The following is an 18,721-nucleotide window of genomic DNA, read 5'->3' as shown; positions in this document are numbered from 1 at the left end:
TCTAGCCAAATCTAAACTGGCTAGAAAATCGTCAAAGGAACAACAGCATGTTTGATCAACTGATTCGATTCTCTATTCATCAGCGTTGGTTGGTGATGTTGATTGTGCTTGGTGTCGCCGTACTTGGTATTTTCAGTTACCAGAAATTACCGATTGATGCCGTGCCAGATATTACTAATATTCAGGTGCAGATTAATACGGCTGCGCCTGGTTATGCGCCGCTGGAAACAGAACAACGTATCACTTACCCGATTGAAGTCGCCATGGCCGGCTTGCCTAAATTGGATCAAACCCGCTCAATCTCGCGCTATGGCTTGTCACAGGTGACCGTCGTTTTCAAAGAAGGGACGGATATTTACTTTGCACGGCAATTGGTGAATGAGCGCATCAATCAAGCAAAAGAACAATTGCCCGCAGGTATTCTGCCGAAACTGGGACCTACTTCTACAGGTTTGGGCGAGATTTTTATGTGGACAGTTGAGGCCAAAGAAGGTGCATTAAAAGCCGACGGCACGCCTTACAGTCCAATGGATTTGCGTGAAGTGCAAGATTGGATTGTCAAACCGCAATTGCGCAATGTGCCTGGTGTGAACGATATTAATACCGTTGGTGGTTACGTTAAGCAATATCAAGTAGCGCCGCAAACCGATAGTTTAATCGCTAGAGGCTTATCTTTAAATGACCTAGTTAATGCATTAGAAAAAAACAATGCCAATATTGGCGCTGGTTATATTGAAAAATCTGGCGAGCAATATTTGATTCGCGTGCCAGGGCAAGTCAACAATCTGGATGATATTGGCAATATTGTCGTCGATGCGAAATCTGGTGTGCCTGTGCGCGTGAAAGATGTAGCGGAAGTGATCATCGGTAATGAATCACGCGATGGTGCCGCCACTGAAAATGGGCAAGAAGTCGTTTTAGGCACGGTGTATATGCTCACAGGCGAAAATAGTCGCACGGTTTCTGCGGCGGTTGAGGCGCAATTACAAAAAATCAACCAGACCTTACCTACTGGCATTGTCGCCAAAACTGTTTATGACCGAACGACTTTAATCGACAAAGCCATCCATACGGTTAAAACCAATTTGCTGGAAGGCGCATTGCTGGTGATTGCCGTATTGTTTATCTTTTTAGGTAATATGCGTGCCGCCATCATTACCATGCTGGTGATTCCACTTTCCATGCTTTTCACGTTTTCTGGCATGTTAACTGGCAAAGTCAGTGCAAATTTAATGAGTTTAGGTGCTTTGGATTTTGGCATTATTATCGATGGCGCCGTTGTGATTGTAGAAAATTGTATGCGTCGCCTTGCACATGCCCAAACAAAACTGGGCCGAACACTGAGCCAATCCGAACGATTTGAGGAAATATTCACCGCTGCGCAGGAAGCGAAAAAACCGCTGATATTTGGGCAATTAATCATTATGGCCGTTTATCTGCCTATTTTTGCGTTAACCGGTGTGGAAGGCAAAATGTTTCACCCGATGGCATTTACTGTGGTGATTGCTTTGGTAGGCGCAATGTTGTTATCGGTGACTTTTATTCCTGCCGCAGTCGCCTTATTCATTAATGGCAAAGTAAAAGAAACAGAACAACCGTTAATAGGATGGGTAAAAAAAGCATACTCACCCATCTTGCAATGGGCAATGACGAATAAGGCATTAGTTATCACAATCGCTATTGTTTCTGTGCTATTAAGCGGTTTATTAGCCAGTCGCATGGGCAGCGAATTTGTGCCAAGCTTAAATGAAGGCGATATTGCGCTGCATGCATTACGAATTCCCGGCACCAGTTTGAGCCAAGCAGTGGAAATGCAAAAAGAGCTGGAACATACGATTAAAGGTTTTCCACAGGTAGACAGGATATTTGCCAAATTGGGCACCGCTGAAATTGCCAGCGACCCGATGCCGCCAAGCGTGGCAGATAATTTTGTGATGCTTAAACCCCGCGCTGAATGGCCGAATCCAAGCTTAACCAAAAATCAATTAGTCGCCCAGATGCAAAAAGCAGTTGCGCATGTGCCAGGCAATAATTACGAGTTTACGCAACCCATTCAAATGCGCTTTAATGAATTGATTTCAGGCGTGCGCAGTGATGTTGCCGTAAAAGTGTTTGGTGACGATATGGCAGTCATGCATGAATCGGCTGAAGAAATTGCAAAAGTGCTGGCTACTATTCAAGGCGGTGAAGACGTTAAGGTAGAACAAACGACTGGCTTGCCAATTTTAACTGTGAATATCGACCGCCAGAAAATAGCACGTTTAGGCGTAAATGTAGCTGATGTGCAAGATGCCATTTCTATCGCCATGAACGGACGCGAAACAGGCACTTTGTTTGAAGGCGACAAACGGTTTGATATCGTGGTGCGCCTGGATGATGAAACCAGAGCCGATATTGAAGCGTTCAAACGCTTGCCGATTAAAATCGCCAGCAATAGCAATGCACCTGTTTATTTACAATTGGGCGAAGTCGCCAGCATAGATATTGCACATGGCGCCAACCAATTTAGCCGCGAAAATGGCAAGCGCAATGTTGTGATTACCGCTAATGTACGCGACCGCGATATTGGCAGCTATGTAGCAGAAGCGCAAAAACGTATCGGCGAGGAAGTCAAAATACCCACTGGTTATTGGATAAATTGGGGCGGCATGTTTGAGCAATTACAATCTGCCAGCCAACGCTTGCAGCTAGTCGTACCATTGGCTTTATTGCTGGTATTTATATTGTTGTATGCCATGTTCAACAATATCAAAGACGGCTTAATTGTTTTTACAGGCATCCCGTTTGCGCTAACAGGTGGCTTGCTGATGTTGTGGCTGCGAGATTTACCTTTGTCGATTTCCGCAGGTGTCGGCTTTATCGCCTTATCTGGCGTGGCGGTGTTGAATGGTTTAGTGATGATCAGCTTTATTCGCCAGTTGATTGCGGATGGCAAGCCCATTGATGCGGCGATTCAGCAAGGCAGTATCAGTCGATTACGCCCTATTTTGATTACTGCGCTTGTGGCATCGTTAGGTTTTGTGCCAATGGCAATCGCTACAGGAACTGGCGCCGAAGTACAACGACCTTTGGCGACAGTGGTAATTGGCGGAATCTGGTCATCGACACTGTTAACTTTACTGGTATTACCAGTTTTATATCGATTGTTTTATCGAACTCAAGATTAGTAGCTCTGAAACTAGTTAACTCACAATTATCTGATGTATCGGATTCGATACATCAGATAAGCAAACGAATGATATTAATCTAATGACATTGATTCATCGTAATTTCTGCCTGCGTGCAAGCACGGTCTTGGCCTTGTTTAACGCTATCAGTAAAGGTTTTCCAGCCTGATTTTTGTGTAGTTGGCGTATCAACTGCGATTTGTGGTGCTGCCGCTTGTGCCACTGTATTGGACTGTTGTGCTTTATTACTATCTGGCGCGCTAAATTCTGAAGGCAATTCGTTCACTGACTTTTTAACTGATTTTTTGCTAGTGGATTTTTTAGCTATTTTTTTATCTGCTTTTTTATTATCCGGCAAAGTTTTATCAAGCTGAATTTCAGTTGGCTGGGTTATATCAATTTTTCTATCAGCAACTTTTTCGTCCAGTGATTTTTCAGCTTTACTTTTATCAACCGCGTAATTAGCTAACTGAATATTGCTATTAACAGGCTTTTTTACAAGCGTTTCATTTGGTGTTAAAAGTGTCGAACTCTGTTGAATTGGCGTTGCCACGGTCTGTGACTGTGCGGTCGATGCCGTAGATTTTTGCAAAGTAATCATTGGCTCTGAAGGCGATGCAGCGGACTTAATCACCAAAACCGAGGTCAATATCGCTGGCAAAGACAATGCCACATATTTCCAATTGATACGCTTGAAAAAATGCTGAATCGGTTCTAGATAACTCGTTGCCTTAAGGCTGACTGCTTTAATTGGTGTTACTTCGATTGGTGCAACTTCTTTCAATAATCGCACCGCATAAATCTCATGCTCTCGCATATGTTTGTCATTTTTAATGCCAGAATAATCAAACATCTGTGAAATTTCTTGCGTGAGACGCGAAGTGACATCGTAATAGGAACGCGAAACCACCACTTGATTAGGCTTGGCAAAGCTCATAATACGTTGCGCTACGTTGATGCCATCACCGATGATATTAGGCTGACCATTGATATCGCTGACCAAACGCACAGGGCCTAAATTAATGCCAAAGCGCACGTATAACGGCATAGAGCTTAAAATATTACTTTTCAAAACCTCATCGCGAATGCTCAGCGATACAAACAAAGCGTCTTCTGGTGAACCCATGTGCGCGATTGCCGCACCATCGCCAGTATCTAAAATAATCCGCTCATTCTCATCCACATCTTTCAGCGAGTGATTAATCAACTGATTAAATTGATTTTTAATGTCAATTTGCTCAGAAACAGACTTTTTTGAATAATCGATAATATCCAAAAAAACAATGCTGCAAATGGTGGTTTTATTCAGCTTTTCAATCATGGCGAGTTTTTAGTCATTAGTGTGAATTAATGATCTATCCTATTTTAGTTAAGCATTTAACGTTAAAGGAATAACAGCAATTTCTATACCAATTATTGTGTTAACTTTGAAAATTCCCCACTTAAAAATCGCTTGATTCTCTACTTAACTAAAGCCGTACTTAACACCTTAAAAAAACCAATTAATGTCGCACAAAAACCATTACAAACTTGAGTGCGAAACGACTCTATTTCTGCCTGCATTTTTAGCCGCATATAAAGACTCATCTGCGCCTGAAAACATGCGTTTAAATTCGCTGCCCAGTTGACTAGAATCGCACACACCCGCGCTGACAGTGCATTTAACCGACTTCCCGTCGAACATAATAGTCATACTCTCATATTTTTGACGGATGCGTTCTGCGACAATCAACGCCTCTTTTTCACTCGAATTTGGCATGATGATGCAGAATTCTTCGCCACCATAACGGCCCAATAAATCTTCATCGCGCATATTATCTTGCGCTAATCGAGCAAACGTTTGAATGACTTCATCGCCAAATAAATGGCCGTAAGTATCGTTAATCACTTTGAAGTGATCCAAATCCATTAACAACATGGCCTGCGTTTGTTTATATTTAACCGTTTTAAGTGTCAATAATTCCGCACATTTCTCTAAATTTCCACGATTCATCACACCAGTCAGCCAATCGTGTCCGGCCGTATGCGCAAGCAATTCTGCCAATTTTGCATTCACCATCGCAATAAAACCAAAGTTAATCGCCAACACACTTAACATACAACCCAAAAATGTCACTTGATTAAGCGTCCATTCAGTTAAATGCTCTACTGGCGCGGCGTTGTTAGCGCACAGTCTATAAAATCGAACCAGTGTAATGGCAGTGAAAATAATAAAGAAAGCGCCTGTGAAGCGATATTCGGCTGAATGATTCTGGCTGGAATATTTCAATAGATACAATGCACTAGCAGCGGTGAGCACCATACAAAGTGCCGTATCAAATACAACTAAGGCATATTCGTTTTGGGATAATAGCGTGATGCAAATTTTGACAAAAATGTAGGCTAATAACGCGTATCGAATGTTGCGCCAAGCGATTGGGCGCTTATCAAAGATGCGAATGGCAATGAAATATAAGCCTAAGCCTGCAACGATGAAAAATCCGCCAATCACCGCGCGAAAATTGAGCGGCAAGATAATAAGCGTGAAAGTGATGATGGCGCCGCCTATCAACAAATTGGCGCAAACCCACTCTTTTAAGCCTGTAAGAATGGCTGTACGCGAGTTGATCGCTAACAACAATAGTGATAATGCGACTGCGAGTAAGCCAGTCATGAATAACATGGTGCGAAATTCTAGCCATGCAAACATCATCGTTTGTCCCCCTTAATAATAGCTATAACAACAATAGCTATATATGCACATTCAAATATTAACTACTTGTAAAAAATTAGCACTTTATGTGCCAATCACTTACACCAGATGTGCTTAGTGCGAATTAATGATGACTGAACGACTGTTCATTAAACTTTTGTTAATGACTTTTACTTCTACTTTTTGCGAGTTGTTGATTAAACGCGACATCTATTTTACTCACGCGCTTGGGCGTTTGCGGGCCATAAGCATTTACAAAAATAACAAAATCATCCATCTGCATCGGCTCACATAAACGGCTTGGTTTATTGTTTGATGCGGCATTTTCAGCTCGATTGGCAACAGCCTCATCTGAGGCAGCAAGCACAAGACTAAATAATCCATTACTAGTCATCGCCATTGAATAATTATCGTTGCCACTGCGGCGTTTTAATCGGTCTATCGCAGCACTGGCTCTGGTTGATCGCATGTTTAGATATCTTCTCTTAAGTAATATTTTTCACACATTTTGTGCGTTAAGTTTTGTAAGTCAAAATGATAGGTAAAGTACAAAAGATATAAGTAAATATCAGCTCACTTGTTTATTACTCAGGTAATGTTGTCTGCGGCAATATTGTCTTTGCCAGCACTATCTCCAGAAACACTTTCTTTAACATGACTTTCTCTGCTAACACTGTCTCTTGTAATAGAGGTAAAACTGACTACTCTATTGCGACCACTATTTTTTGCGGTATATAACGCGCTATCTGCCGCGGCAACTAATCCTTTAAAATCATAGCCTGCACGTACAGAATCTGCCACGCCGATACTGACAGTGCCTTTAATGTTTTTATGGTGAATGGTGTGCAAGGATTTTTCCACACCAATACGAATACGTTCAGCCAAACCGGCGGCATCTTTCTCTGTGGTATTGGGTAAAAACACACAAAACTCTTCGCCGCCGTAGCGACCTAACACATCGCCTGAGCGCAAAATACCAGCAATAATTTTGGTTAACTGTCGCAGTACATCATCACCAAATAAATGCCCGTGTTTGTCGTTCACTTTTTTAAAATGATCCATATCAATCAGCAAAACGCCCATACTGAGATTGATTCGCTTACAGATACCTTGCATTTTTAACGCAGAATCTTCTAAACCGCGACGGTTTAATATGCCCGTTAAACCGTCTATCGTCGCAATGGACTCTAGATTCTGATTCAAGCGATAACTCAACATTAAAACAAATAAGCTGGAGATAAAAAACTGCGAAACCGCACCCAACATAAAGGTGTAGGCATTGACTGGCCAAATTGCATAGTTGTCGAACACCGCAACATCTGCTTTAACCGCAGCAAACGCGCGGCCCAGCATAAATAGCGCCATTAGCAGGAATAAGCTGGAGGCAATCCAAAATAGATTGCCGATAATGCCTTCATCGCGTGAGAAAGTTGAGCGTGCGCTAGCAAAGTAAATGCCTGCAAAAACCAGTGCACCTAATGACACTGCAACGCGTAAATTTTGTTGCAACACCACAAAAAAAACATCAATCACAACCAGTAAAATGAACAATGCTACTGGAATGCGATGATCGGGCGTTTTACCGACAAAAGCTTGAATGCCGTTTAAATAAAGCCCTAAACCCGCTCCTATTAATGCCAAACTAGGCAGGAAAAGTAATTTTGGTGTATCTAACTGAATCAGCACTAGCACCATGCCTAAACCAACGACCAAATTACCTACCGCCCAATAACCTGGGCCGCGTACTTCTTTGTGGTGATTACGTGTAATGGCCAACAACATGGACAACATGAAGGTAAGCAACATTGACATGAAGATAATGGTTTTTAAATCAAATTTAGGCATCAAAGTTAAGGTATTAAAATTATATTTATAGAATTAAACAGCGCTGACTTTTGATTTAACAGTTAAAATATTGTGTTGCGACAATACACACCAGTATAACCCCGCCCAATGCGTTTTTGAGCATTTTAGTCGTCTAAATTCACCTTTAACCCTGTTTAATCATGCTAAATAGTCTAAATTCACCACAACGCGAAGCTGTTAAATATCTTGATGGGCCTTTGCTGGTATTAGCTGGCGCTGGCAGCGGAAAAACCCGCGTCATTACGCAAAAAATCGGCTTTTTGATTGATGAAGCAGGTTATTCGCCTAAAGAAATCGCGGCGATTACTTTTACGAACAAAGCCGCGCGTGAGATGCAGGAGCGTGTGAGTAAATTAATGGCCGGCAAATCTACCAAAGGCTTAACCATTGCGACTTTCCATTCACTCGGACTGCAAATGCTGCGTGCAGAATCTGCGTTGTTGGGCTACAAACCCCAATTTTCTATTTTAGATTCCAGCGATAGTTTTAAAATCGTCGCGGACATTTTAGCCACCACAGACAAACAATTATTACGTAAAACACAATGGCAGATCTCTGCATGGAAAAACGCGTTTATTAATCCAGACCAAGCCGCAGCGACTGCAGATGAAGAACTGACGCACGCTGCCGCAAAGGTGTATCAACTATATCAGCAAACATTACGCGCCTATCAAGCAGTGGATTTTGATGATCTAATCAAACTACCAGTTGAGCTATTTGACCAGCACGAAGAAGCGTTAAACAAATGGCAGCGTAAGTTGCAATATTTATTGGTGGATGAATATCAAGATACCAATGCTTGCCAATATAAACTGGTGAAAATGCTCACTGGCGTGCGCGGACAATTTACTGCAGTGGGTGATGACGACCAGGCGATTTATGGCTGGCGTGGTGCGGATGTAGAAAATCTGCGTCAATTGACTACCGATTTTTCACGCTTAAAAGTGATTAAGTTAGAGCAGAATTATCGCTCTACCGTGCGCATCTTACGTGCCGCAAACCAAGTGATTAGCAACAATCCCAAGCTTTTTGAAAAGAAGCTGTGGAGTGAGCTGGGCACTGGCGACATGATTCAAGTTTCTGCTGCGCAAAGTGAAGAGCATGAAGCCGAATCGGTGATGATGAAACTACAGGCACACAAATTTGAGAACAGAACCAAGTTTCTGGATTACGCGATTTTGTATCGTGGTAATCATCAAGCGCGAATTTTTGAGCAGTATCTGCGCAACCAAAAAATCCCCTACACCATCTCTGGCGGGCAATCATTTTTCGACAAAGCTGAGATCAAAGATTTAGTCAGCTACTTACGCTTGGTCACGAATGAAGATGATGACCCAGCATTTATTCGAGCAGCGACTACGCCCAAGAAAGGTATTGGCAACACCACGCTTGAACGTTTGGGTGAATATGCCAGCGCGCATAAAATGTCACTGTTTGCCGCGGCTTTTGAAGGCGACTTTCAGCGTGACGTTGGTGCAAAACAATTAGATGATCTACTCAACTTCTGCCAATATATTCAAAAAATACAAAGCCGTGCCGTGCGCGACCCAGCCGGTGAAGTGTTAAACGATTTATTAAATACCATTCAATATGAAGCGTTTTTGTACGACACTGAAGAACCACGCGCAGCTGAAAGTAAATGGTCTAACGTAGTGGAATTTGTGGCTTGGTTAACTAAAAAAGGTGAAGCTAATACCGAGTTTGGCAATGAAACTGAAGGCAAAAACTTGCTGGAACTCACACAAATGGTTTCGTTGATCAGTATGCTTGAAGGTCGTGAAGATGGCGAACCAGATGCGGTTAAATTATCTACTTTACATGCAGCCAAAGGCTTGGAGTTTGGTCATGTGTTTTTAATCGGCGTAGAAGAAGGCATTTTGCCGCATCGCGAAAGTATCGATTTAGGCTTAGTTGACCCGACAAAAATCGAAGAAGAACGCCGCCTGATGTATGTAGGCATTACGCGCGCGCAAAAATCGCTGAATATCTCATGGTGCAAAAAACGTAAACGTGCGGGCGAGACTCAAATGTGCGAACCTAGCCGATTTATTGCCGAATTACCGACTGCCGATGTAAAGCATTTTGGTAATCCATTTAACGATCCAGTCGTCAGCAAAGAACACGGGAAATCGCGCTTGGCAAATATTCACGCCATGCTTGGGAAAAAACCTTCTAGCCTAAGTTAACGTAATATTTGATAAATTTCCAACAGCTTTGTAGGCTTTTTCTGACAAAAAAATCATCTTAATTTCGGCTTCGCAAAACCGATAAATTAAGTATAACTACACGTTAATATTGCAATTATTTTCCCTAGTTAATATTCTCCTGATGATTTAAATCAATTGGTTAATCCCACATCATTTAAAACTTTGAATAAATCCTTCACTAGTAAATTTAAACTAGCGAAATTAACTATGACGAAGTTAACGATTAAATTGCATCAAAATCTAAGAATAGCAAAGGTATTCAGTATGGTCGAAGAACCTCAAGCAGAAGCAATTAACCCTCAAACTGACACAACTATTGTGCAGGAAAATATCGCAAAGAAAAAATTCAGTTTCATTAGAGTATTGTTGTTATTACTGAGCATATTTGTAATTGCAATTGCTGTGTGTGAAGCGTTGGGATGGCCTTTTTTAAGAACGCCAGTTGAGCAATTCGCCAGTAAACAATTGGAGCGCACTGTTAGAATTGATGAGCCATTTCATCTTAAATTGATTGGCGGCGTTCAATTAAATGTAGGTGGTTTGTATATCTCAGCCCCTAAAACATTTGATGCCGCGCATTTTATTGAAACCAAAAATATTGCATTAAATCTACGCTACAGCGATTTACTCCAATTCAAAAACACCAACCAATTACGCATTAAGTCTTTGCGCGTCAATCAGATTGATGCCCAATTACTACGCAAACCAGATGGCAGTTCTACTTGGCAATTTAGTGACGACGAGAATAAGCCAGACAGCCCTTTTCCCATTATTGAAACCTTAATCGTACAAAACGGCTCTGCAAAAATAGTAGACCCGCAAAATCAAATCGATTTGGCTACAAAATTTAATACCGATGAAGGCGCTTCCAGTAAGTTAGTCGCATCAGCGATTGAGATTGAAGGGAAATTTACCAAAAAAGCCATTAAAGGCAAACTAACTACAGATGGCTTTTTGCCTATTGCCACGCATGATAAAGATTCTGCGCCAATTGCCTCAACTGCTTGGGTGGAATTTGGCGGGTTACGCGCCGATTTTTCTGGCACGGTTTCCGACTTATTTGGCAAGCATGATGTAAAAGGTAAGTTGTCCGTAAAAGGCCCTTCGCTCGCGGTATTGGGCAAATTAGTCAATGTGGTGTTGCCGACTACTGATAAATTCACGTTGAGTACGATGATTGAAAAATACGATAAAGTGTGGATTGCCAAAGCAGTAAATGCACACGTTGGCAAAAGTGATTTAAACGGAAATTTTACTTATGACCCCAAAACTAATAATACGGGACCCGTAAGACCATTATTAAAAGGCAATGTAGGCGGAAAACGTTTTTTTCTGGCGGATTTAGCCCCTGCATTTGGTACCAAAAACGCGGATGGTGTCGCTGTAACGCCAGCCGGGAATCGCGTGATTCCAGATCGTCCATTAGATTTACCTTCATTGAATAAAATGGATGCGCAAATTGATGTTAACTTAGCTTACGTGGATTTAGGTAACGCATTCTCTCGCCCTATTTCGCCATTAAAAGCCGATTTAGTGTTGGATAGCGGCAAACTATCACTTTCAAAAATTGACGCGCGCACTGCGGATGGAGGCATTTCTGGCATGATTTCCATTGATACGCATTTAGCAAATATTGTAGATAAAAATGTGTTAAGTAAAGAAAGCACTATTAAAACTGAATCTGATACCGCCAAAACTGCGCTTAATTCTGTTAAAGCTGTGCCACCGACTTGGAATATCAATCTACGTTGGAAAGATATTGATGTTGAAAAATGGTTAACTGTTTCTACCGAGCCAAAAAAACAAGCCGCAGCAAAGGGCAAAAAAGAAACGCCACCTTCTTATGTGACCGGCACGCTAAATGGCAAAACCAAACTGACCGGTCGCGGTAATTCAACCGCTGAAATGTTGAGTTCACTAGATGGCGATGTGTCTATTTTTATGCAAAAAGGCACGATTTCGCATCTGATTATAGAAGCCGTTGGTTTAGATATTGCGCAAGGATTGGGCATATTACTCACCAAAGATAATGCGCTACCGATGAACTGCGCAGTAATGGATTTAAGCGCAAAAAATGGTGTCGCAACGCCTAAAATCGCGTTGGTCGATACGCCTGTGACCTTGATTCTGATTGATGGTAATGTGAATATCGCCAAAGAATCGCTGGATTTGCGTATGGCGGCAAAACCTAAAAATATGTCGCCGTTTACCGTACGTTCACCGATTCATGTGAAAGGCTCATTTAAAAATCCCGATGTTTCAATTGAAAAAACACCGATTGTTGCACGCGTGTTGGGCAGTATCGCGTTAGCTTTTATCGCGCCGCCTGCGGCTATTTTGCCATTTTTAGATGTGGGTTCTGGAGATGAGTCGCCATGCAATAAGAGTTACGCTGAATTCAATCAAAAACCATAAAGTTAATCAAAATTAGCTCAATTAAATTAATCTTATCAAACCAATTGACCGCTGACTTAACACTCAAATAGGCCCAATATTTACACGGCGTAGATTTCTGCCGCCGTGTTAAAATAGCGGCTATGCCATATATCACCTTAGACCAAGCCAGCCTCGCTTACGGGCACCATCCATTACTCGACCATGCAGATTTCCAGTTAGATTCCGGAGAGCGCGTTGGTCTTATCGGCCGAAATGGCGCGGGTAAATCCAGCTTATTAAAAGCCATCGCTGGCGCCATTAAATTAGACGAAGGCAGTGTTTGGCGTGCACCGAATGTGCGCGTCGTCTATGTTCCACAAGAACCTGAGTTGGACACGACTCACACCGTATTTGAAGCAGTGGCGGAAGGTTTAGGCACGCTGCAACAAACGATTATCGACTATCACGCGGTTACGCATGATATGGGCATGCCAGATGCAGATATTGATGCGCTGATGACCAAGATGCAGGCTTTGCAACATGACTTAGATACGCAAAATGGCTGGGCAGCACAATCGCGGGTTGAAACGGTGTTAAGTCGTTTGAAACTGGATGCAGATGCATTGGTTTCTACACTATCTGGCGGCTGGCGCAAACGAGTGGCATTAGGCCGCGCTTTAGTCGCCGAACCAGAAGTTTTATTATTGGACGAACCGACCAACCATTTGGATTTAGAAGCGATTGAATGGCTAGAAGATTTACTATTAAGCTTTCAAGGCAGCGTATTATTTATTACCCATGATCGCCGCTTTTTAGACCGTTTAGCGACGCGCATCACGGAATTAGACCGTGGAAAACTGACCGACTTTATCGGCAATTTCACACAATATCAAATTAAAAAAGAAGAATTAATCGCGGTGGAAGAAACGCATGCGGCTAAATTCGATAAATTCTTAGCGCAAGAAGAAGTGTGGATTCGCCAAGGAATAAAAGCGCGCCGCACACGTAACGAAGGCCGCGTACGCAGATTAGAAGCGTTACGTTTAGACCGCGCTGCAAGACGCGAACGCCAAGGCAATGTGAAACTGAATCTGGATGCGGGCGAACGTAGTGGTAAGTTAGTGGCTGAACTAGAAAACGTCGTCAAAGCCTACGGTGGCAGAACGCTGATTAACGGTTTTAGCACACGTATTTTACGTGGCGACAAGATTGGTTTGCTTGGCCCTAACGGCATTGGAAAAACGACATTATTAAAATTAATCTTAGGTGATATTGAAGCAGACAGCGGCGATATTCAACGCGGCACAAAAATCAACGTGGCGTATTTCGACCAGATGCGCGAACAATTAGATGAAGAAGCAACGCTGGCCGACACGATTAGTCCAGGTTCTGATTTTATCGAAATCGGCAATGAACGTAAGCATGTCATCAGTTATTTGGAAGACTTTTTGTTTCCACCACAACGTTCACGCTCACCCGTCAAATCACTCTCTGGTGGCGAACGTAACCGTTTGTTATTGGCAAGACTATTTGCCCGCCCTGCCAATGTTTTAGTGCTAGATGAGCCAACGAACGACTTGGATATCGATACATTAGAACTATTAGAAAGTCTGTTGCAAGAATTTGCTGGTACGCTATTCTTGGTCAGTCATGATCGCGCATTTTTAGAAAACACCGTGACACAAGTAATTGCGTTTGAAGGCAACGCGGTGTTGACCGAGTTTGGCGGCGGTTATGATGACTGGCAACGCTTTACACAACAGCGTTTAGACGATAAAAAAGCCGATTTAGCGAGTGCGACAAAAGCAAACAATAAACAAAACACTGTCAGCACCAAACAAAGTAAACCGACCAATAAATTAAGCTTTAAGGAACAACAAGAGCTAGACGGCATTCCAGCGCAAATTGAGCAACTGGAAACTGAACAAAGCAACATCAACACGCAACTCGCGGATGGCGAACTGTATGTCACGCAAGCAGCGTTGGTCAAAACCCTGCAAGCGAGATTAAGCGAAATTGAAAGCTCACTAGAAAAGCTGTTAGCACGCTGGGAAACGTTAGATAGCAAAACGCTGGATAGTAAGTAAATTGATTTAGTTTATCTGACCAAATCTCTAATAACTACAATTAAACATGCTTTCTCGTGAACAAAAAAGCCAAAACCAGCAAAGGCACTATTTAAGAATTGCTATCCGGTTTTTTACCTATTTACTGGGGTTTACTTTAGCGGCTATTGCTTATTGGGTGACTTCTAACTTTGGTCAAGCATCATTAGAGCAAGTGTTGTATCACGCGCAATTTGGCATGGAAGGCTTAGTAACGACTGATGTCGGCATTGTCAGAAGCTTTATTCTGACCTGCATAGCATTGCCGATAAGTATTACTTTGTTGCTACTGTTTGTTGAATATTCGACTGCCATGTATGTGATTTACAACTCTAAACATTGGTTTGCAAAACCCATGCAAATCTTCAATGTGCATGGGTTAAAAGTCATTTATTGGTTCATTAGTCATCGCGCACCGGTATATACACTAATTGCCTGTTCAATCTACTTTGCCTTTCAATTTTCAATCAGCGCATTCGTGCACAATCAATTTGGACAGGATTACTTTGGCAAACATTATGTTTATCCAAGTACAGTTAAGATTGAGCCAGTAAAAGCTAACGTAAAACCTAAGAATTTAGTGCTTATTTATGTGGAATCTTTAGAGGACACTTATAAAGATAAAACCAAATTCGGCAGAAATCTACTTCACAGTTTAGATGAGATAAAAGGTGTTAGTTTTAACCATTATCAACAAGTAATGGGTACACATTGGACGATTGCAGGCATCACCGCAACACAATGCGGTTTACCGCTCAAAAATGTCAGCTTGTACGGCGGTAATGACCAAGGTGAAAAAATTAAATCTTTTTTACCCAATGCGGTTTGTTTGGGTGATATTTTGCACGATGCTGGTTATCACAACGTTTATATGGGTGGTGATGCGCTAACATTCTCAGGTAAAGGTAAGTTTTTCCAAGATCATCATTACGACGAAGTGTATGGCAGAGAAGAGCTTAAAAAAAATCTAACGGCCAACCAAATGAATTTCTGGGGACTTTATGATGACGATTTATTTGTCTTGGTTAAGGCAAAACTCAAAGCCTTACATGCGCAATCACAGCCATTTAATCTCACATTTACCACCATAGACACGCATGGACCTGATGGTTATTTTTCAGCATACTGTAAACGTATTGGCGTTAAAGAGTTTAAGGGCCTTGTGGAATGCACTGCGAATCAAGTGTCTGATTTTATAAAGTTTATGAAGGCGAATGGCTATCTTAAAGATACCAATGTCGTCATTATCGGCGACCATCTTGCGATGTATAATCCAATGTATAAAGCGTTAGATAGCACTAAAAAACGCTATATTTATAATCGGTTTATCTCAGATAAACCAATCACTAAAAATCGTGAAAATATTCTGCATTTTGATTTATTTCCGACCATATTAGACTTCATCGGATTTCAGGTACAAGGCGGCAAACTCGCTTTAGGTTTCGATGCTATCTCAGCAAATACGCCGTTGCCACCTGTAACCGTTTATGAAGATATGCAAGAAGACTTATTGAATAACTCAGACAAATATCTAGCGCTCTGGCATGAAAAAAACCAGTTAAGCAAATAACTAGTTAGCAAATATTAGTTAACCATATAAAAAACTTAAAATTTGCAGCTTTAAAAGCTGCAAATCTCAGTACCTATCTGACTTAACCACTTACAACCCCCAATAAATCAAACGTTTAATATAGCCTTATCTTGAACGTCTGAACTCTCTTTCTCCGTCGTTTGCGCCAGAATCTGACAAGCAAGCGCGCTAAAGTAAGGCAACGATTGTAAAGCCAATAACGCTACCCACAGTTGAGCATCAAGGTTTTGTATGCCTCTTGTTACAATCATCGCAACTGCAGAAATCACCAAGGCTGATAACAAAAAGACTTCTTCCATAATCGGGTTTAAAACGGATAGTTTTTTAGTGTTAACTTTGCCTTTGGATGTCACTTTAAATACGCCATTTTTTTGAATAATACCCGCGATAATGCCGCGCGCGATGGCATGAGATAAACCTAAACTTGCGAGTGATGCGCCAAAAATATCCCTCCATTTGCAGCTCATGGTTTTGCGATACAAGATTGGGCCAAGCGCCGCTTTAATAAACAAAAAGCACACAATTGGCGCAATCATAATACTCACTGGCAATGAGAATTCTTTAGGAAAAGCAATCATCGCGACACTCCAACCAATAGAACCAATGGTAAAAATCAGCTGTAATGCATCACCCAACCAGCTGAACCATCCGGTTAAAAAGTGGTAACGCTGCCCAAAAGTTAATGTCGATTTTCCCAGTAATTTTGGCATATGATGTTTTAAAATCTGCATCGCACCAAATGCCCATCTTGAGCGTTGTGATTTAAGCGCTTTAAAATCAGATGGTGTTAAACCACGGCCAAAGGTGTCATCTACATAGCGCAACTCATATCCATCTTCCAGCAGCCTTAAACCTAATTCTGTGTCCTCACAAATACACCATTCAGACCACGAACCACTTTTTACTAAAGCCTCATGGCGTATTAACGTCATCGTACCGTGTTGAATGAGCGCATTACGTTCGTGCCGATGATGCATGCCTATACGGAAAAATCCTTCAAACTCCCAATTGCTCATGCGACGGAAAAAGTTGTTTTCCCATTCTCTGTGCGCTTGTGGCGCCTGCACAACGGCAACACCCGTTTCTTTAAAATGCGGCACTAAGTCTGATAGCCAATCGGTTGTGACGACATAATCGGCATCCACCACACCAACTACTTCTGCGGCAGGATTTGTTTTGCTCAACGCAAAATTGAGCGCACCGGCTTTAAAACCTGGCCATGTTGGCAAATGGTAAAAATGGAAATTGCTTGGCATGGTGGCCATATATTGCTCAATTGGCCTCCACTTAGCTTCGTCTTTGGTATTGTTATCGACAACGATAACTTCGAATTTTGTGTAGTTTAATTTCAGTAAACTTTCAATGGTTTGAATCACCATCTCTGGCGGCTCGTTGTAGCAAGCCAGATGAATCGAAACAAATAACTCTTCATCACTGCTTAACGGCTTGGCGCGGCTATAGATTTTCCAACCACGTTTTTTAAACATCACCTCGCTAAACTCTACGCCATAAATCATTAATACGGCGGAGGTCATAAACATGCCCATGATCAACGCGATCAATATATTAAAGTCCGTCAACGTATAGTAATAATCCCCTGGCAGATTCCAGGCGATGACTAAAATAGTCACACAGGCTTGCAATAAAACTGCCATTGAGATTCTTCCGCCCAATCCCCAATTTCTAAATCGATAAGCAATAAATAAAATTGGGAAAAAAGCGATCAATGTCGCCCAAGTGGCTTTGGTTATCCAACGCACATCTTTAGGCACTGCACCTTGTAATGAGTATTTAAGCGTACGGTCTGCACTGAACATCCCCCAATAAGCGCCCGCCCAGCCTTCCAGATTTTTCTTCCACGGTTGGTCAAATGCTTCCATCAAATAGTAGTCGTAATTTTTGTAGGCAGTTTTGGCGATAAACTCGCGTACAAAATGCGCCTGATTGATTTTTGAAGCGACCGAAGAACCAATTGCTGGGCCTTCGCTAGGCCAGCCAATCTCTGTAATCACGATTTTTTTTCTGGGAAAAGCGGTCATCAACTCTTGATATTTCAATAAAGAATAATCAACTGCCTGCTCTACATTCAAACCTTCGTGATAAGGCAATAAGTGAACCGCAATGTAATCGACATGCTTAACTAAATCTGGATTTTTTAACCAAACATGCCACGGTTCCGCGGTAGAAATCGGCAAATCAGTGGTTTCGCGTACATCGTCAAGGTAATCAAACAATGCTTGATTAGTCATGTCTTTACGCAATAAAACCTCATTGCCAACTATTGCACGTTCAATATTAGAATAAGTTCTGATTTGCGCTTTTAATGCACTAATCTCGCGCGCATTGGCATTTCTATCGGCACCCAGCCAAGCACCTGCGGAAATTTTAAATCCTAAACTAGACGCAAGCGGCGTCACTTCACTATTCTCTAGTGCGCCATAGATACGAATATGATTAGTTAACGACTTAAGTAGCTTTAAATCTGCCAATAATTCGGCCGTGCTAGGATAGTTTTTTTCTAATGGACTTTGACCTTGTTGGAAGCCACTATAAGCAAATCCATTCACAACTTGCGGCGCATTAATTAAGGTTATTGTGCGATTAAATAATGCCCAAGCGCCAAAATGAATAGCTGCAACAATCAGCGTGAACAATAATGGGGTAAAAATACGTTTGTTAAAAAAATTCATTCAATCCATGCTTTTTCAAAATGATTA

The 18,721-nt window shown here is 41.9% G+C and carries 10 protein-coding genes; 5 read left to right on the top strand and 5 right to left on the bottom strand.

What is annotated here, in order from left to right; all coding sequences use genetic code 11:
• Positions 1-47 precede the first annotated feature (47 nt).
• On the top strand, positions 48-3,167 hold the full coding sequence (locus METVE_RS0108645) for an efflux RND transporter permease subunit (RefSeq protein ID WP_020168073.1): 3,120 nt from the start codon (positions 48-50) through the stop codon (positions 3,165-3,167).
• A gap of 79 nt (positions 3,168-3,246) precedes the next feature.
• Here the strand turns inward: METVE_RS0108645 and METVE_RS0108640 are convergent, their stop codons facing one another.
• The 4 genes from METVE_RS0108640 to METVE_RS0108625 form a co-directional block, all read right to left on the bottom strand.
• Positions 3,247-4,488 carry an adenylate/guanylate cyclase domain-containing protein gene (locus METVE_RS0108640; RefSeq protein ID WP_020168072.1) on the bottom strand — a complete coding sequence of 414 codons (1,242 nt, stop codon included), beginning with the start codon at positions 4,486-4,488 and terminating at the stop codon, positions 3,247-3,249.
• Between the two features lie 201 nt (positions 4,489-4,689).
• A complete protein-coding gene (locus METVE_RS12955; RefSeq protein WP_020168071.1) occupies positions 4,690-5,859 on the bottom strand; it encodes a GGDEF domain-containing protein in 1,170 nt (389 codons plus the stop codon).
• Positions 5,860-6,019: 160 nt separating this feature from the next.
• Positions 6,020-6,328, bottom strand: coding sequence for a hypothetical protein (locus tag METVE_RS0108630; protein WP_020168070.1), 309 nt, complete (start codon positions 6,326-6,328; stop codon positions 6,020-6,022).
• A gap of 119 nt (positions 6,329-6,447) precedes the next feature.
• A complete protein-coding gene (locus tag METVE_RS0108625) occupies positions 6,448-7,665 on the bottom strand; it encodes a GGDEF domain-containing protein (protein ID WP_232496449.1) in 1,218 nt (405 codons plus the stop codon).
• Positions 7,666-7,865: 200 nt separating this feature from the next.
• On the opposite strand from METVE_RS0108625, the gene METVE_RS0108620 reads away from it, so the two are divergent.
• The 4 genes from METVE_RS0108620 (at position 7,866) to METVE_RS0108605 (ending at position 15,983) form a co-directional block, all read left to right on the top strand.
• Positions 7,866-9,911, top strand: coding sequence for a UvrD-helicase domain-containing protein (locus METVE_RS0108620; protein ID WP_020168068.1), 2,046 nt, complete (start codon positions 7,866-7,868; stop codon positions 9,909-9,911).
• 285 nt (positions 9,912-10,196) lie between these two features.
• The gene (locus METVE_RS0108615) at positions 10,197-12,347 is read left to right on the top strand and encodes an AsmA family protein (RefSeq protein WP_232415296.1); all 2,151 of its coding nucleotides are present in this window, start codon (positions 10,197-10,199) and stop codon (positions 12,345-12,347) included.
• Between the two features lie 122 nt (positions 12,348-12,469).
• Positions 12,470-14,395: an ATP-binding cassette domain-containing protein gene (locus METVE_RS0108610; protein ID WP_020168066.1), complete on the top strand. Its 1,926-nt coding sequence runs from the start codon at positions 12,470-12,472 to the stop codon at positions 14,393-14,395.
• Positions 14,396-14,441: 46 nt separating this feature from the next.
• Complete coding sequence (locus tag METVE_RS0108605) at positions 14,442-15,983, top strand: sulfatase-like hydrolase/transferase (protein WP_020168065.1); 1,542 nt, start codon at positions 14,442-14,444, stop codon at positions 15,981-15,983.
• Between the two features lie 107 nt (positions 15,984-16,090).
• On the opposite strand, the gene METVE_RS0108600 is transcribed toward METVE_RS0108605, so the two are convergent.
• Positions 16,091-18,694 carry a glycosyltransferase gene (locus tag METVE_RS0108600; RefSeq protein ID WP_020168064.1) on the bottom strand — a complete coding sequence of 868 codons (2,604 nt, stop codon included), beginning with the start codon at positions 18,692-18,694 and terminating at the stop codon, positions 16,091-16,093.
• Between the last annotated feature and the right edge of the window lie 27 nt (positions 18,695-18,721).

The sequence above is a fragment of the Methylotenera versatilis 79 genome (assembly GCF_000384375.1).
Classification (GTDB): Bacteria; Pseudomonadota; Gammaproteobacteria; order Burkholderiales; family Methylophilaceae; genus Methylotenera_A; species Methylotenera_A versatilis_B.
This window is presented reverse-complemented; position numbering and strand designations above follow the sequence as displayed.

Coding starts and splice junctions, on each gene's coding strand:
- METVE_RS0108610 (WP_020168066.1), top strand. CDS start 12,470: ATGCCATATATCACCTTAGACCAAGCCAGCCTCGCTTACGGGCACCAT.
- METVE_RS0108625 (WP_232496449.1), bottom strand. CDS start 7,665: ATGTTGCTTACCTTCATGTTGTCCATGTTGTTGGCCATTACACGTAAT.
- METVE_RS0108615 (WP_232415296.1), top strand. CDS start 10,197: ATGGTCGAAGAACCTCAAGCAGAAGCAATTAACCCTCAAACTGACACA.
- METVE_RS0108645 (WP_020168073.1), top strand. CDS start 48: ATGTTTGATCAACTGATTCGATTCTCTATTCATCAGCGTTGGTTGGTG.
- METVE_RS0108620 (WP_020168068.1), top strand. CDS start 7,866: ATGCTAAATAGTCTAAATTCACCACAACGCGAAGCTGTTAAATATCTT.
- METVE_RS0108605 (WP_020168065.1), top strand. CDS start 14,442: ATGCTTTCTCGTGAACAAAAAAGCCAAAACCAGCAAAGGCACTATTTA.
- METVE_RS0108600 (WP_020168064.1), bottom strand. CDS start 18,694: ATGAATTTTTTTAACAAACGTATTTTTACCCCATTATTGTTCACGCTG.
- METVE_RS0108640 (WP_020168072.1), bottom strand. CDS start 4,488: ATGATTGAAAAGCTGAATAAAACCACCATTTGCAGCATTGTTTTTTTG.
- METVE_RS12955 (WP_020168071.1), bottom strand. CDS start 5,859: ATGATGTTTGCATGGCTAGAATTTCGCACCATGTTATTCATGACTGGC.
- METVE_RS0108630 (WP_020168070.1), bottom strand. CDS start 6,328: ATGCGATCAACCAGAGCCAGTGCTGCGATAGACCGATTAAAACGCCGC.